Genomic DNA, 15,579 nt, shown 5'->3' with positions numbered 1-15,579 from the left:
CCGGCGTAGCCGGCGAGTCACTTTTTGTCCGAGCGACAAAAAGTAACCAAAAAGCGCGTTCAACCCCACCCTTCCCCATTCCCGCAATCCGGCGAAGGATCAAAAAAGGGCGCACTCCGGTACACCCCTCTCCGATCACGACCCCCCTACCCGCTTAGAGCACGTATCGAGACAGATCCTCGTTGACAGCAAGGTCGCCCAGCCGATCATTCACGTAAGCTTCATCGATCGTCACAGTCTCGCCCGACGACTTGCTCGCATGGAACGACAGGTCTTCCAGCAGCCGCTCCATCACCGTGTACAGACGGCGCGCGCCGATGTTTTCGACCTTCTCGTTGACCGAGAACGCGATCTCGGCCAGCCGGCGGATGCCGTCCGGCGCGAACTGCAGCTCGACCTCTTCGGTCTTCAGCAGCGCCTGGTACTGCTTGGTCAGGCTCGCGTCGGTCTGCGTCAGGATGGCCTCGAAGTCCTGCACGGACAGCGACTCCAGCTCGACGCGGATCGGGAAGCGGCCCTGCAGTTCCGGGATCAGGTCGCTCGGCTTGGACAGGTGGAACGCGCCCGACGCGATGAACAGGATGTGGTCGGTCTTGATCATCCCGTACTTCGTGCTGACCGTGGTGCCTTCCACCAGCGGCAGCAGGTCGCGCTGCACGCCCTGGCGCGACACCTCGCCGCCACCCAGTTCGCTGCGGTTGGCGATCTTGTCGATCTCGTCCAGGAACACGATGCCGTTCTGCTCGACGTTGGCGATGGCCTTGTGCTTGAGCTCTTCGTCATTGACGAGCTTGGCGGCCTCTTCATCGATCAGCAGCTTGAAGGCTTCCTTCACCTTCATCTTGCGGCGATGCTTCTTGCCCTGCCCCATGCCGGCGAACATCGAGCGGATCTGCTCGGTCATTTCCTCCATGCCCGGCGGGCCCATGATGTCCATGCTCGGCAGCCCGGCGGCAACTTCGAGCTCGATGTCCTTGTCGTCAAGCTGGCCTTCGCGCAGCTTCTTGCGGAACACCTGGCGCGTGTTGGAATCCTTCTCTTCGGGCTGCGAGAAGCCGATGTCGCGCGGCGGCGGCAGCAGCACGTCGAGCAGGCGGTCCTCGGCCGCGTCCTCGGCCTTGGTGCGCACCTTCTTCATCTCGGACTCGCGCGTCTGCTTGATGGCCATCTCGGCCAGGTCGCGCACGATGGTGTCGACGTCGCGGCCGACGTAACCGACTTCCGTGAACTTGGTCGCCTCGATCTTGATGAAGGGCGCGTCGGCCAGCTTGGCCAGGCGGCGCGCGATCTCGGTCTTGCCGACGCCGGTCGGGCCGATCATCAGGATGTTCTTGGGCGTGATTTCCTGGCGCAGCGGCTCCGCGACCTGCTGGCGGCGCCAGCGGTTGCGCAGCGCCACGGCCACGGCCTTCTTGGCCTTGTTCTGGCCGATGATGTGCTTGTCGAGTTCGGAAACGATTTCCGACGGGGTCATGGTATGCGACATGGTATCCGTTCAGTGGGGGCGGGCCGGCCCATGCGCGGGCCGGCCGGCGCTCATTCCAGCGTTTCGATGACGAAGTTGGTGTTGGTGTAGATGCAGAGTTCGCCGGCAATAGTGAGCGCCTTCTCGACCACGTCCTTGGGCGCGAGCTCGGTGTTTTCCACCAGCGCCTTGGCGGCCGATTGCGCGTACGCGCCACCCGAGCCGATCGCGGCGATGCCGCCCTCGGGATCGAGCACGTCGCCGTTGCCCGTGATGACCAGCGTAGTGTCGCGGTCAGCGGTAATCAGCATGGCCTCGAGCCGGCGCAGCGCGCGGTCCGAACGCCAGTCCTTGGCGAGGTCGACCGCGGCGCGGGTCAGGTTGCCCTGGTACTTTTCCAGCTTGGCCTCGAAGCGGTCCAGCAGCGAGAACGCGTCGGCCGTGCTGCCGGCAAACCCCACCAGCACCTTGCCGTTGTAGATGCGGCGCACCTTGCGCGCGGTGCCCTTCATCACGATATTGCCGAGTGTGACCTGACCATCACCGCCGAGCGCGACCTGATTGCCGCGACGGACGCTGACGATGGTAGTGCCGTGATACTGTTCCATGGTGGCTTCCGTGAATATGTCAGGACGGTAGGTGGCGACGCACCGGGCCGGTTTCAAGGGCCAGCCGGCCGCCGCATCGCCGGCCCGACTGACGCGCGATCAGACCAATATAGAACGCCGCCGCGCCCGGCGCCGTTCGGCGGCACGCAGAAAACAAAAAGGCCATGCGCAGCGGCATGGCCTTTTACTTGCAAGAACCGGGGCACGGACAGGCGCCCCGGGGGCTCTCGCATCACTCAGTCGGCATAGACGCCGGCCTTCTTGATCACCGGGGTCCACTTGTTGATCTCGGCGGTCAGGTAGTTGCGCAGCGAATCCGGCGTGGCGCGCTGCGCCGGCACCGCTTCGGCACCGAGCTCGGCCATCTTGGCGCGGAACGCCGGGTCGGTCACGGACTTCTGCAGCGCGGCCGACAGCTTGTCGATCACCGGCTTCGGCGTGCCCTTCGGCGCGTACATGGCGTGCCAGACCTTCACTTCGATGCCCGGCAAGCCTTGTTCCTGCGCGGTCGGCACATCCTTGAACGCTTCCACGCGGCGTGCCTGCATGGCCGCGTACGGCTTGACCGAGTTGGCCTTGAGGTGACCGGCCAGGTTGGTGGTCTGGTCGCACAGCAGGTTGACCTGGCCGCCCAGGATATCGGTCAGCGCCGGCGCCGCACCCTTGTACGGTACGGTGGTCAGCTCGGTCTGGATCGCGCTCTGAAACAGCAGGCCGCACAGGTGCGAGGCCGAACCAATGCCGGCATTGGCCAGCGACAGCTTGCTGGCGTTGGCCTTGATGTACGGCAACAGGTCCTTGAAGTTGTTCGGCGGCAGCTGCTTGTTGCCGACCATGATCATCGGCACGTCGGCGATCTCGCCGATCATCTCGAAGTCCTTGAGCGGATCGAAGCCCAGGTTGCGGTACAGCGCGGGGGCCGTGGCCATGCCGATATGGTGGATCAGCACCGTGTGGCCGTCGTTCTTGGACTGGGCCACCTTCTTGGCGCCGATGGTTCCGCCCGCACCACCAAGGTTCTCGATCACGACGGTCGTGCCCAGATGCTTGGACATGATCGCAGTCAGCTCGCGCGCTACCTTGTCGGTCGGGCCGCCAGCCGAGAACGGCACCACGGCCGAGATCGGCTTGCCGCCCGGAAACTCCTGTGCCTGCGCGCCGGCATGTGTGGCCATTGCGCCCATTGCCGCGACCGCGGCGACCAACTTTGCAACTCGTTTCATAGTGCTCTCCTGTTCCTTCCGTCTGCAAAGCGCTGCCGGTGCCGGATGCCGCGTGTCGTGACGCGGTCCGTGCGCAATCAGGTGGGGTAGTCCCGTGGCGCGATCGACCATGGCTGTTGGCAGCGCGACCCTTTCGCCTGTATGGCGGCCCGGGCCGGGGGTCGATGTTAGCAATTGCAGACATCCAGGCGTAATCAGGGCTAACCCGCCTGCGCCCCTATACCACTGGGAGAAAGAAGAGGGGTCCCGCTAGCGGAAGAAGGCGAGCATTTCCTCCAGCAGCGGCTGCGGCAATTCCTCCGGAATGTAATGGCCGCAGTCCAGTGCCTTGCCGCTGACGCGGGTGCCGAGCGCTTCCCACAGCGCCAGCGGCTCGAAGCAGCGCGTCACCACGCCGTGTTCGCCCCACAGCACGCGCAACGGCATCTCCAGGTTGCGCCCGGCTTCGCGGTCGGCGCGGTCGTGCTCGAGGTCGATGGTGGCTGCCGCGCGATAGTCCTCGCACATGGCGTGCACGCGCGCCGGCTCGCGCATGGCCGCGGCATAGGCCGCCATGGCATCCGGCGAGAACGGCGACACGCCGGCATGGCGCAACCCGAGCAGCCTGTTCAGATAGAGATCGGGTTCCGCGTTGAGCAGCGTCTCGGGGAACGGCGCGGGCTGGATCAGGAAGAACCAGTGCCAGTACGCCGCGGCGAACATCATGCTGGTGCGCTCGTACATGTCCAGCGTCGGAGCGATGTCGAGCAGCATCAGCCGCTCGACCGCCTGCGGATGGTCCACGGCAAGGCGGTGCGCCACGCGCGCGCCGCGGTCGTGGCCGCACAGCGCGAAGCGGTGGAAGCCGAACGCGGCCATGATGTCGACCTGGTCCTGGGCCATGGCGCGCTTGCTGTAATTCTCGTGCCCGGCGTTTCCGGCCGGCGCCGAGCTGGCGCCGTAGCCGCGCAGGTCGGTGGCGATGACGGTGAAATGATCGGCCAGCGCGGGCGCTACCTTGTGCCAGATCAGGTGGCTCTGCGGGTGCCCGTGCAGCAGCAGCAGCGGCGGCCCCGAACCGCCCTCTACGCCGACGATCTCGATGTCACCCACCCGGCGCCGGAAGGGTTCGAAGTTGGGGAACAGCAGCGCGCTTGCATCGTTCAGCATCGCTTGTCTCCGGTCTGTACCCGCTGGTGCGGGCTGGTGGCAGCCGTACGCTCCTTGCCGATCATAGGCGCAAACTCCGCATCGGGTATCCGGCACAGACCACCCCGCGATGCGCTGCCGCCGGGCCGGCACGCCACACGCAACTGAATTGCAACAGCGCGGGGCCTATGGTTAAATCCTCCGCATGACCCGCCCCACCCCGAGCCAGCCCGACGCCCCGCCTGCGCCGGCCGTCTTCGAAGCAGCCCAGGAACGCCTGCGCCGGCTTGGCGCCCGCGTGACGCAGCCGCGGCTGCGCATCCTCGCCTGCCTGATCGGCAGCGACGAGCCCCTGACCCACCAGGCCGTGATCGACCACCTGCCTGGACACGGCGAGGCCATCGACCGCGTAACGGTGTACCGAGTCCTTGACTGGCTGGTGGAGCAAGGCGTCGCGCAGAAGCGCGCCGGCAACGACCGCGTGTTCCGCTTCAGCCTGGTCGAGCACGAGGCGGCACGCGCCGAGGTGCATCGCCAGCACAGCCACTTCCACTGCACGCGCTGCGACCGCACGTTCTGCCTTGACGACGCCAGCATGCCGGACCAGCCCGCGGCACCGCGCGTACCCAGCGGCTTTGCCATCGAACATGTCGAACTGACCGTGAACGGCGTGTGCGCCGACTGCGGCGCGCGCATGACGCGGCGCCCCGGCGGCACGTCCTGAGACGTCACCTATTCCCCCGGAGAATCCACCCATGTCCAAACTGATCCCGGTCACGATCCTGACCGGCTTTCTCGGCAGCGGCAAGACCACGCTGCTCAAGCGCATCCTCACCGAGCAGCACGGCATGAAGATCGCCGTCATCGAGAACGAATTCGGCGAAGAAAACATCGACAACGAGATCCTGGTGCAGGACGGCCGCGAGCAGATCGTGCAGATGAGCAACGGCTGCATCTGCTGCACCATCCGGGGCGACCTGGTACAGGCGCTGTCGGACCTGATGACGCGGCGCGACGCGGGTGAGATCGACTTCGACCGCGTCGTCATCGAGACCACCGGCGTGGCCAATCCCGGTCCGGTGGCGCAGACCTTCTTCATGGACGACGAGATCGCCTCGCGCTACCTGCTGGACGCGGTGATCACGCTGGTCGACGCCAAGCACGGCCACCTGCAGCTCGACAAGCAGGAAGAAGCCCAGCGCCAGGTCGGCTTTGCCGACGCCATCTTCATCACCAAGTCGGACCTGGTCAGCGAAGCCGAAGTGGCCGACCTGCGCCACCGCCTGCTGCACATGAACCCGCGCGCGCCGATGCGCCAGGCCAACTTCGGCGAAACGCCGATCGACACGATCTTCGACCTGCGCGGCTTCAACCTGAACGCCAAGCTGGAGATCGACCCCGAGTTCCTCAGCGCCGATGGCCACGACCATGACCACGATCATGGCCATGACCACGACCACGAGCACGGCGAACACTGCGGCACGGACTGCGGCCATGACCACAGCCACGACCACCACAATCACCACCACCACACCGACCACATCGCGTCGTTCGTCTTCCGCAGCGACAAGCCGTTCCACTATGGCAAGCTCGAGGAATTCCTGTCCGGCATCCTGGCCGTCTACGGCGAAAAACTCTTGCGCTACAAGGGCGTACTATATATGGAGGGTGTGGACCGGAAAGTCGTGTTCCAGGGGGTCCACCAGTTGATGGGCAGCGATGTCGGCGCCAAGTGGGAGGAGGAGACTCCCGGCACCAAGATGGTGTTCATCGGCGTGGACCTGCCCCGGGATGCCATTCTCAAGGGCCTGGCCAACTGCCTGGCCTGAGTGCGGCAGCCGCCCCATGGCGGCCCCTCGCTACGTGTCGTCTCCGGCACGTCCCCCGTTCGGGGTACCGGGGAAACACCGAAGTTATGGCTAGGCCTTTTCCGTATCTTGGAAAAATTTGTTCAAGTACAATAGGCCGGATTTGATACTGGCGGCGCACCTTTTTCCCGCCACCAGTATGGTCCACTGAACCAGGTGGAATCGCACCCGCAGGGCTGGGCTATAAGGCCGTATGCGTCGTTGCAAATGCTCGCAATAGCCGTGCTATTGCTCCGCTTTGCGCCTAGCCTACGACCTTATAGCCCAGCCCCTCGGGCGCGATTCACCTGGCCCAGTGGACCGCAGGGCGGCGGTTGTCGTCAGCACGAGGCAGGTCGCCGGCAGGTGCGGTCGCAGGGCTTCGTGCGGAGACCGCCCTCCGCTTGGGGTACCCGGCACGCGCCGTTCCATACCGACGCGAGAGAGAGGTGTCCCCATGACAGCCGCAACAAAGACGAAAGAAAGCCGCAGCAAGACAGGTAGTGCCGCGGCAGAGACGCTCAAGGCGCAGTCTGTGAAGGCTGCGCCAGCTCGCCGCGACGGTAAGGCTCACGCCGGCGCGGTCGAGGCCAAGGGAGGCCCGCGAAGCAGCAAGACTGCAGCCAGCCAGAGTGAAACGTCCGCCCCGCGCAAGCACGCGGACACAGCACCCGAGCGGACCCAGACGCCGCCGGTCGGATCAACAAGAGAATCAGCAGCAACCATGAGCAGCAACAAACTTCTGACTGAAGCTGAAATCCTGAAGATGAGCGACAAGGATTACATGAACGAAGCGCAGCTCGCCTTCTTCAAGCATCGCCTTGAGCAGCTGCGTGACGAAATCCTGAAGAACGCTGATCAGACCACGGAACACCTGCGCGAAACGGTCATCGTGCCGGATCCGGCTGACCGCGCCACGATCGAGGAAGAGCACGCGCTGGAGCTGCGCACCCGCGACCGCGAGCGCAAGCTGCTCAAGAAGGTCGAGCAGTCGCTCGCCCGCATCGAGTCCGGCGACTACGGCTGGTGCGAGGAAACCGGCGAGCCCATCGGCGTGCCGCGCCTGATCGCCCGTCCGACCGCCACGCTGTCGCTTGAAGCCCAGCAGCGCCGCGAACTGCGCCAGAAGCTGTTCGGCGACTGAGCCGGGCGCCCGCTCCTGCCCCCCTGACGGCCCGGATCTCCGGGCCGTTTTACTTTGTCGCGGCGCGGTGACGGCACTACCATGGTGGAAGCCTGCCGGCTGTCGGCGGCAGGGCCTTTCTGGTACAGTCGCAACTTTGTTGCAATAACAACCGGCACGCCTGACTGCGTGCCCCGCGCATCCTCTTTCATTCCCATGGCCGATCGCCTACCCGTTACCGTGCTGTCCGGATTCACTGGTGCCGGCAAGTCCACCTTGCTGCAGCACCTGCTGGCTGCCAACGTCGGCAAGCGCGTGGGTGTGGCCGGCAACCTGGCGGAGGCCAGCAGGCTGGCGGGTAGCGGGAGCTTCGACTTGTTGCTGCTCGAAACCGCGGGCACGGAAGATCCCATGGCAATCGCCGAGGCGGTGCTGTTCGAGGACGAGCACGGCGCCGGCACGGCCCTGCGTCTCGACACGCTGGTCACCGTGGTGGATGCGTCGGCATTCCTGCGCGACGTCAACGATGCCGAGTTCCTGCGTGACCGCGTCGGGCCGCATGCTGATGACAGCGATGAGGACGACCGCACCGTGGTCGACGTGCTGATCGCCCAGGTCGAATTCGCCGACGTGATCGTGCTGAACAAGGCGGACCTCGTCAGCGCGGACGCGCTCGCACAGCTCGGAGCCATCCTGCGCGCGTTCAATCCGCGCGCCGAAATTATCCCGGCAAGCTTCGGCAAGATCCCGGCCGCGACCGTGCTCGACGCCGGCCGCTTCGATTTCGAGCAAACCGCCGGTGCGCCAGGCTGGCTGGCCCTGCAGCGTGGCGAGCCGCTGCCCGAATCGCATGGCGTCAGCGGCTTCGTCTACCGCCGCCGCCGGCCGTTTCACCCTGGCCGCTTTGCCGATCTGATCCACACCGAGTGGATGCGCGAGCATGGCAGCGTGCTGCGCTCCAAGGGCCTGTTCTGGCTGGCCAGCCGCATGGGCATCGCCGGTGACTGGGCCCAGTCAGGCGGCGTATGCCGTCCCGCCGCCGCGGGCGCATGGTGGGCCGCGCTCGATCCGTCCGAATGGCCAGCCGACGCGGCGGACCGCGCCGCGCTCGAGGCCGACATGCTCGACGATGGCCAGCCGGCCCCCTACGGCGACCGCCGCCAGGAACTGGCGCTGGTCGGCCTGGACCTGGACCGCGCCGCGCTGGAAGCGTGCCTCGACGCCTGCCTGCTGACCGACGCCGAGATGGCTGCCGGCGCCGATGCCTGGGCCACTTACGCCGACCCGTTCCCTGCCTGGGAAGACGCCTTCGACGACAAGGACCACGATCACGACCACGGCCATCATCACGGCCATGACCACGCGCATGGCGACTGCGACTGTGGCCACCCGCATGATCACTGAGATCATCAGGCATCTCGACCGACTGCGCGCGCGTGGCCCGGGGCTGTGGCACGCCCTGTGGCTGGTGCTGTGCCTGCTGGGCGCGCAGCATGCCGGCCTCGCGCACCGCGTCGTGCACGGTGGCCTGATGGGCACGCGGCTGTCGGTCATGGCAGCCGAATCCAGCGCCGCCGACCATGGCGACGCCAGCCCGTTCGCGCAGAAACTGACTGGCCACTCGTGCGTACTGTTCGACGGGGCCACTGTCGCCGACAGCCATTGCGGCCATATGCCGGTGCTCACGTTGGCCTTCGGCAAACCGGTCAAGCCGGCCAACCTGGCCTGGCGCTGGCCCGACCTTCCTTCCGCCCACCCCTTCCGCTCGCGCGCGCCGCCCGCGCATACGCCCGCCTTCGCCTGATCCGGGCCGCGGCCATGCCGCCGGCCCGCAGTACGAACGCGTGCGCCCATGCCGGCCGGCCATGCGCCCGGTCCCGCACCCAGCCGTGCGGGGCGCGCGCGATACCGGCACCGGTGCGGCCGTCCGCCCGATTGCCATCGCATCGAATCGCGAGCCATGTTCTCTACCCTGCAACACCCCATGCAGCGGCGCACGCCGCTGGCAGCCATTGCTGCCCTGATTGTCTCCACCGCCGCGCTCGCCCAGACCGCCAGCGAGCCCGCCACCGGCACCGCACCCGCTGCCGCCACCCTCAAGGAAGTGGTGGTCACCGCGAACCCGCTCGGCAGCGAGCTGAACGACATGGTCGCGCCAGTCTCCTCGCTGAGTGGCGATGCGCTGTCGCTGCGCCAGAACAGCACGCTCGGCGAAACGCTGGACAAGCTGCCGGGCGTTTCATCGAGCTACTTCGGTCCCAACGCGAGCCGCCCGGTGATCCGCGGCCTGGATGGCGACCGCATCAAGGTGCTGCAGAACGGCGGCTCCACGGTCGATGCCTCGACGCTGTCCTATGACCACGCGGTGCCGGTCGACCCGCTCGTGGCCGAGCGCATCGAAGTCGTGCGCGGGCCGGCCGCGCTGATGTACGGCGGCAATGCCATTGGCGGCGTGGTCAACGTGATCGACAACCGCATTCCGAAGGAGCCCATCGAAGGCATCGGCGGCGCGGTCGACGCGAGCGCCACCGCCGGCGGCGACGTGGCGCGCAATGCCAGCGCGCTGGTCGAGGCCGGCAACGGCCAGTTCGCGATCCACGCCGACGCGTTCGCGCGCAAGACCAGCGACCTGCATATCCCCGGCTTCGCGCGCAGCGACCGCCTGCGCGCCAGCCAGCCGCTGCCCGAGGGCGAGACCGAGGCCAGCGGCCGCCTGCCCAACACCAGCGCGCAGCAGGACGGCGGCTCGCTGGGCGGCTCCTACACCTGGGCTGACGGCTTCATCGGCGCCAACTACAGCGCCTACCGCAACGAATACGGCACGCCGGCCGAGGACGACGTAAGGCTGAAGATGCGGCAGGACCGCTTTGCGCTCGAAGGCGAGGCACGCAACCTGCAAGCGAACACCTCCGGCATCGTCGAATCGGTCAAAGGCAAGTTCAGCTACACGGACTACGAGCACAAGGAAATCGAGGATGGCCAGACCGGCACCATCTTCAAGAACCAGGGCTGGGACGCGCGCTTCGAAGCCAAGCATGGCAAGATCGGGAGGATGAGCGGGGTGGTCGGCACGCAGTTTGGCCACACGCAGTTTTCGGCCCTGGGCGAGGAAGCGTTCGTGCCGAGCACCGACACCGACAACGTCGCGCTGTTCGTGTTCGAAGAGCTGCCGCTCGACAGCGCCGGCGACTTCAAGCTCAACTTCGGTGGCCGGCTCGATCACAGCGGCATCCGGGCCAGCGCCAACGGCAATGACCGCTTCAGCGATGCCAACCGCAGCTTCAACGCCACCAGTGCCTCGGCAGGCCTGCTCTACAAGCTGAATTCGCTGTGGTCGCTGACCAGCAATGTCTCGTACACCGAACGCGCGCCGACCTTCTACGAGCTGTACGCCAACGGGCCGCACGTGGCCACCGGCGCATGGGAGCTGGGCGACCCCAACGCCAACAAGGAGCGCGCCACCTCCGTCGACCTAGGCATGCGCTACAAGTACGGCCCGCACAGCGCGAGCGTATCGGGCTACTACAGCCGCTTCGCCAACTACCTGGCGCTGATGTCCACGGGCCGCGCGCGCGACGATGCAGGCGATGTCGTCGCCCCGGGCAGTCCCGGCTCGCTGCCCGAGTTCCAGTACCTTGGCGTGCCGGCCACGCTATATGGCTTCGAGGCCGAAGGCAAGGCACGGCTGTTCCAGAAGATGCTGACGTCGAGCGATACGCTGGATTTCGAGGCGCGGGCCGATTACGTGCGCGGCGAGAATCGCAATACCGGTGAACCGTTACCGCGACTGGCGCCGCTGCGCCTTGGCGGCGCGCTGGTCTATGGCGCCGGCCCCTGGGGCGCGCGCGTGGATGTCACTTATGCAGCGAAGCAGACCCGCGTGCCGGCCAACGACACGCCCACTGACGCGTACACGCTGCTGAGCCTGGCCCTCACCTACAAGTTCAAGACTTCCGGCACGCAGACGCTGGTCTACCTGCGCGGGGACAACCTGACCAACCAGGAGGCGCGCAATGCGTCGTCGATCCTCAGGGATATTGCGCCATTGCCGGGGAGAAGTGTGAAGGTGGGATTCAGGACGATGTTCTGAGGATGCTGTCGAGAGGGGCGCCGGCGCCCCTCTCAATCGAGATTCACGACAACCTCCCCTTCAACCGCCAGAGCCCTCACCCCCGCCAACGCCCGCAGCGTCTGCGACAGAATCCCCTCCATCGACTGCCCCGCCATGAACCGTTGGTGAATGGCCACCATCAGCGGCGCCGCCTCCATCCAGGCCAGCAAGGCATCGCGATGCATACGCTGCGACTCGAGCAGCTTGAACTTCACCAGCACCTTGACCGCATGGCTCGCATTGCGCTGGGGATCGGCGCCGAGATAAGCCAGCCGGCCGCGCGCGCGTTCGACGGCCGCGGCCACGTCGGTGAAAGGACGGCCATGGCCCGGAATGACCACGCGCGCATCGAGTTCCGCGATGCGTTGGAGCACGGCGGCCTGTTCGGCAAAGCCGCTCTCCCCCTCCAGCTCGGGAAAGATCACCCCGAACCCGTTTTCCCATAACGCATCGCCGGCAATCAGGATGCGCGGCTGCGGCGCGTACAGCATCACGGCATGCGGATCGTGCCCCGGCGCGGCCACGACCTGCCAGTCGATGCCGCCGAGACACAGCGTGTCCCCATCATGCAGCGGCGCATCGAACGTGAAGCGGTCGCATTGCTGGCCGGTGGCCTGGTAGGTCAGCGCATCGACATCCCATGCCGCGACGGCAGCCGCTTCGGCGGCGGGAATCGACGTCCGCGGCTGCCAGCGCGCCTGCAGCGCGGCATTGCCGCCGCAATGATCGGAATGCAGATGGGTGTTGATGAGCCGCTTCAGCGGGCGCCCCTGCAACGCCGATTCGACCAGCGCTACCGTCTGCGGCGCGTGCGTGACGTAGCCGCTGTCCACGAGCGCGGTATCGTCGCCATCGATGAACAGGATGTTGTTGGCCGACAGCCAGCCGCGCTCGAAGACGCGCATGGTGGCCGGCAACGGCGGGGGCGTGGTGTCGCTCAAGACAAGGGTCTCCTATCCGGCCAGCCAGGCGGCGCGCTGAGGCAACTGCGCCCAGATGCGGCGCTTGTCGTCCTCAGTCCTGGCCGACCAGCCGGCAATCTCGTCGATGGTGCGCAGGCAGCCTTCGCAATAGCCGCTGGCCGCGTCCATGCGGCACACGTTGCGGCATGGCGAAGGCACCGGCTGCATGGTCTGCGCCGAACGCGCCCGGCGCGTGATGTCCTTGATGAGGGAGGGCGGCAGCTCCATCATTTCAGCCGGCCGCCCGGGCAGCCTTGGCGGCGATCTTCTGGTTGAAGCGCGCGGCATCGATCACGTGGCGCTCGTGCACGCCCTCGGTGATCTTGTCCTCGCCATCCCAGGCGCTGACTTCAAAGCGCAGCCTGCGCCCGTGCACCTCCACCAGCCGGCCCTTGACCGTGATGGTCATGCCCGGCGGCGTGGCGGCGAGGTGCGTAAAGCTGACCAGCGTGCCGAGCGTCTGCTCGCGCGGCCAGTCCAGGTGCTCGCGCAGTGCCTGCAGGCAGGCGCACTCCATGATGCCGACCATGTACCCGGTGGCCAGCACGTCCGGCATCTCGGTACACATCGGGATGTCGTCGTAGAGGCTTGGCACGGTGGCCTTGCGCGGTACTACGTACTGCCACGAGAATTCAAGACCGGGCCGCAGTTCGGGGCTCATGCCGCCGCCCCCAGGGCGACATCCGCCACTTCCGCTCCGGTCATCCGCTGCAGCTGCTGCGGCGTCAGGTTGAACACCGCGTGCGGATGCCCGGCCGCGGCCCACAGGCTGTCATAGCGGAACAGGTCCTGGTCGAGCAGCATGACCGGCGCCACCGCATGGCCGATCGGGCAGACGCCGCCAATGGCATAGCCCGTCTTCTCGCGCACGAACTTCGCGTCGGCCTTGCCCAGCGCGCCAACGCGCGCCGCCACCTTGGCTTCATCGACACGATTGCTGCCACTGGCGATCACCAGCACCGGCACATCGTCCTCGACGCGCCGGAAGATGATCGACTTGGCGATTTCCGCCACGCTGCAGCCCAGGCCTGCGGCGGCCTCGGCAGATGTCTTGCCGGTGGCCGGCAGCATTACCACCGGGCGATCATGCCCGAGTTCGGCCAGCAGGCCGGCGACACGCTGTGCGGATTCCGGCAATACGGCGTCCTGGTCAGCGGACTGGCTCATTCTTGCTCCTTCGTCATTCGTTTCGTTGGCTCACGCGCACATGGGAGCGGCGTCGCTGGCAGCGGCCCACTTGGTCAGCAGCGCGCGGCCCACGCGCGAGCTGTTGGCGCGGCCGATCGCCTGCGAGATATAGTCGCCCGCCCGCACCACGGCCTCCAGGTCGATGCCGGTATGGATGCCCAGCCCGTGCAGCATGTACAGCACGTCCTCGGTGGCCACGTTGCCGGTCGCGCCCTTGGCGTACGGGCAGCCGCCCAGGCCGGCCACCGATGCATGGAAGATCGAGATGCCCACTTCCATGCTGGCCAGGATGTTCGACAGCGCCTGGCCGTAGGTGTCGTGGAAATGCCCCGACAGGCGGTCGAGCGCAAACTCCGCCGAGACCGCGCGCATCACCTCCTGCACCTTGCCGGGCGTGCCCACGCCGATGGTGTCGGCAATATCGATCTCGTCGCAGCCCAGTGCGCGCATGCGGCGCACCACGTCCACCACGGCGCTCACCGGCACCTCGCCCTGGTACGGGCAGCCGAGCGCGCACGAGATGCTGCCGCGCAGCCGGATATTCTTGTCCTTCGCGGCGGCGGCCACGGGCTCGAAGCGCGCGATCGATTCAGCGATCGAGCAATTGATGTTCTTCTGCGAGAACGCCTCGCTGGCGGCGCCGAAGATCACTACCTCGTCGGCCCCCGCCGCCACCGCGCCCTCCAGGCCCTTCATATTGGGCGTAAGCACCGAATACAGCGTGCCGGGACGGCGCTGGATACGCGCCATCACGTCAGCGCCGTCGGCCATCTGCGGCACCCACTTGGGCGAGACAAAGGACGCGGCCTCGATATTGACGAAACCGGCCTCGGTCAGCTGGTTGATCAATGCCACCTTGACGTCGGTCGGCACCATGGCTTTTTCGTTCTGCAGGCCGTCGCGCGGCCCGACCTCGACGATCTTCACGTAGTTGGGCAGGTTCATGGCTGTCTCCAATGTCTGTTTTTCAGTAGCCGCGCTGCAGGTCGACCACGCCCGCGATCGGCTGGCCGGCCCGCAGCGCGCGGATCTTGCCAGCGATCTGCGCGATGCTGTCCTCGCGCAGCGTCAGTGCCGAGATATGCGGCGTGAGGGTGATGCGCGGCTCCTGCCAGAACGGGTGCTCCGCGGGCAGCGGCTCGGTACGGAAGACATCAAGCGTCGCGCCGGCAAGCTGGCCGGCCTGCACGGCCGCCAGCAGGTCCGCTTCGACCAGGTGCTGGCCGCGCGCGACATTGATCACGTAGGCGCCCTTCGCGAGCTTGCCGAACAGTTCGCCGTTCAGGATGTTTTCGGTCTGCGGCGTCAGCGGCAGGACATTGACCAGCACGCGCAGGCCACTCAGGAACGGCGCGCGGCCGGCATCGCCATGAAAGCCCACCACGCCCTCGACGGCGCGCGCGGTGCGGCTCCAGCCACGCACCGGGAAGCCGAACCCGGCCAGCGTTTGCGCGATATGCGTGCCCAGCGTGCCGACACCCATCACGCCAATGGTGAAGTCCGCGCGGCGGTGCGGCTTGAGAAACTTCCAGTTGCCCGCCTGCTGCTGGGCGGCGTAGTCGTCCAGCCGGCGGAAATAGCGCAGCACGGCATAGGTGACGTACTCGGCCATCTGCGCGGCCATCCCCGCATCGTCGAGCCGCACGATCGGCATGCCGGCCGGCAGCGCGTCCGGGTCCTGGTCGCGCAGGCGCAGGATGCCGTCCACGCCGGCGCCAAGGTTGAATACCGCCTTCAGGTCGGTGCGGCCGCGCAGCATTTCCACGGGCGGGCGCCAGACCACAGCGTAGTCGGCGGATTCCCCCTGGCTGTCCTCCCACTTGATGCACTCGGCTTCGGGCAGCGCCTGCGCAAAGCCTTCGATCCAGGGTTCATAGCGGCCGTCTGGCACGTACAACTGCAACTTCATGGGGTACTCCGGGTC

At 66.7% G+C, this 15,579-nt stretch carries 16 protein-coding genes; 6 read left to right on the top strand and 10 right to left on the bottom strand.

What is annotated here, in order from left to right; genetic code table 11:
- Positions 1 to 154 precede the first annotated feature (154 nt).
- The 4 genes from hslU to CupriaWKF_RS00910 form a co-directional block, all read right to left on the bottom strand.
- Positions 155 to 1,486: an ATP-dependent protease ATPase subunit HslU gene (gene hslU / locus CupriaWKF_RS00925; protein WP_276099183.1), complete on the bottom strand. Its 1,332-nt coding sequence runs from the start codon at positions 1,484 to 1,486 to the stop codon at positions 155 to 157.
- 50 nt (positions 1,487 to 1,536) lie between these two features.
- Positions 1,537 to 2,073, bottom strand: a complete 537-nt coding sequence (gene hslV / locus CupriaWKF_RS00920) for an ATP-dependent protease subunit HslV (RefSeq protein ID WP_211946918.1) — start codon at positions 2,071 to 2,073, stop codon at positions 1,537 to 1,539.
- A 236-nt stretch (positions 2,074 to 2,309) separates the two neighbouring features.
- A complete protein-coding gene (locus CupriaWKF_RS00915) occupies positions 2,310 to 3,296 on the bottom strand; it encodes a tripartite tricarboxylate transporter substrate-binding protein (protein ID WP_276099182.1) in 987 nt (328 codons plus the stop codon).
- Positions 3,297 to 3,545: 249 nt separating this feature from the next.
- A complete protein-coding gene (locus tag CupriaWKF_RS00910; protein ID WP_276099181.1) occupies positions 3,546 to 4,445 on the bottom strand; it encodes an alpha/beta hydrolase in 900 nt (299 codons plus the stop codon).
- A 184-nt stretch (positions 4,446 to 4,629) separates the two neighbouring features.
- On the opposite strand from CupriaWKF_RS00910, the gene CupriaWKF_RS00905 reads away from it, so the two are divergent.
- The 6 genes from CupriaWKF_RS00905 to CupriaWKF_RS00880 all read left to right on the top strand — a co-directional run bounded on the left by CupriaWKF_RS00905 (position 4,630) and on the right by CupriaWKF_RS00880 (position 11,484).
- On the top strand, positions 4,630 to 5,148 hold the full coding sequence (locus CupriaWKF_RS00905; protein WP_276099180.1) for a Fur family transcriptional regulator: 519 nt from the start codon (positions 4,630 to 4,632) through the stop codon (positions 5,146 to 5,148).
- Positions 5,149 to 5,179: 31 nt separating this feature from the next.
- Positions 5,180 to 6,253: a GTP-binding protein gene (locus tag CupriaWKF_RS00900; RefSeq protein WP_276099179.1), complete on the top strand. Its 1,074-nt coding sequence runs from the start codon at positions 5,180 to 5,182 to the stop codon at positions 6,251 to 6,253.
- 475 nt (positions 6,254 to 6,728) lie between these two features.
- Positions 6,729 to 7,415: an RNA polymerase-binding protein DksA gene (dksA, locus tag CupriaWKF_RS00895; RefSeq protein ID WP_276099178.1), complete on the top strand. Its 687-nt coding sequence runs from the start codon at positions 6,729 to 6,731 to the stop codon at positions 7,413 to 7,415.
- 195 nt (positions 7,416 to 7,610) lie between these two features.
- Entirely contained in the window at positions 7,611 to 8,798 is a 1,188-nt protein-coding gene (locus CupriaWKF_RS00890; protein ID WP_276099177.1) for a GTP-binding protein, read from the top strand.
- Positions 8,788 to 9,198: a hypothetical protein gene (locus CupriaWKF_RS00885; RefSeq protein WP_276099176.1), complete on the top strand. Its 411-nt coding sequence runs from the start codon at positions 8,788 to 8,790 to the stop codon at positions 9,196 to 9,198. Before CupriaWKF_RS00890 ends, CupriaWKF_RS00885 begins: the two co-directional genes overlap by 11 nt.
- Before the next feature lie 156 nt (positions 9,199 to 9,354).
- Positions 9,355 to 11,484 carry a TonB-dependent receptor gene (locus CupriaWKF_RS00880; protein ID WP_276099175.1) on the top strand — a complete coding sequence of 710 codons (2,130 nt, stop codon included), beginning with the start codon at positions 9,355 to 9,357 and terminating at the stop codon, positions 11,482 to 11,484.
- 32 nt (positions 11,485 to 11,516) lie between these two features.
- Here the strand turns inward: CupriaWKF_RS00880 and CupriaWKF_RS00875 are convergent, their stop codons facing one another.
- The 6 genes from CupriaWKF_RS00875 to CupriaWKF_RS00850 form a co-directional block, all read right to left on the bottom strand.
- Positions 11,517 to 12,410 (bottom strand): MBL fold metallo-hydrolase, encoded by an 894-nt coding sequence (locus CupriaWKF_RS00875; RefSeq protein WP_276100875.1) that lies wholly within the window; start codon positions 12,408 to 12,410, stop codon positions 11,517 to 11,519.
- 48 nt (positions 12,411 to 12,458) lie between these two features.
- Positions 12,459 to 12,635, bottom strand: a complete 177-nt coding sequence (locus tag CupriaWKF_RS00870; protein ID WP_276100874.1) for a DUF1289 domain-containing protein — start codon at positions 12,633 to 12,635, stop codon at positions 12,459 to 12,461.
- 64 nt (positions 12,636 to 12,699) lie between these two features.
- Positions 12,700 to 13,128 carry a thioesterase family protein gene (locus tag CupriaWKF_RS00865; protein WP_276099174.1) on the bottom strand — a complete coding sequence of 143 codons (429 nt, stop codon included), beginning with the start codon at positions 13,126 to 13,128 and terminating at the stop codon, positions 12,700 to 12,702.
- Positions 13,125 to 13,634: a YbaK/EbsC family protein gene (locus tag CupriaWKF_RS00860; protein WP_276099173.1), complete on the bottom strand. Its 510-nt coding sequence runs from the start codon at positions 13,632 to 13,634 to the stop codon at positions 13,125 to 13,127. Before CupriaWKF_RS00860 ends, CupriaWKF_RS00865 begins: the two co-directional genes overlap by 4 nt.
- A 30-nt stretch (positions 13,635 to 13,664) precedes the next feature.
- Positions 13,665 to 14,600, bottom strand: coding sequence for a hydroxymethylglutaryl-CoA lyase (locus CupriaWKF_RS00855; RefSeq protein ID WP_276099172.1), 936 nt, complete (start codon positions 14,598 to 14,600; stop codon positions 13,665 to 13,667).
- 22 nt (positions 14,601 to 14,622) lie between these two features.
- The gene (locus CupriaWKF_RS00850; RefSeq protein ID WP_276099171.1) at positions 14,623 to 15,564 is read right to left on the bottom strand and encodes a glyoxylate/hydroxypyruvate reductase A; all 942 of its coding nucleotides are present in this window, start codon (positions 15,562 to 15,564) and stop codon (positions 14,623 to 14,625) included.
- Between the last annotated feature and the right edge of the window lie 15 nt (positions 15,565 to 15,579).

The sequence above is a fragment of the Cupriavidus sp. WKF15 genome, assembly GCF_029278605.1.
Taxonomy (GTDB): domain Bacteria; phylum Pseudomonadota; class Gammaproteobacteria; order Burkholderiales; family Burkholderiaceae; genus Cupriavidus.
The sequence above is the reverse complement of the archived record's forward strand: the minus strand, read 5'-3'. Positions and strand labels throughout refer to the sequence as shown.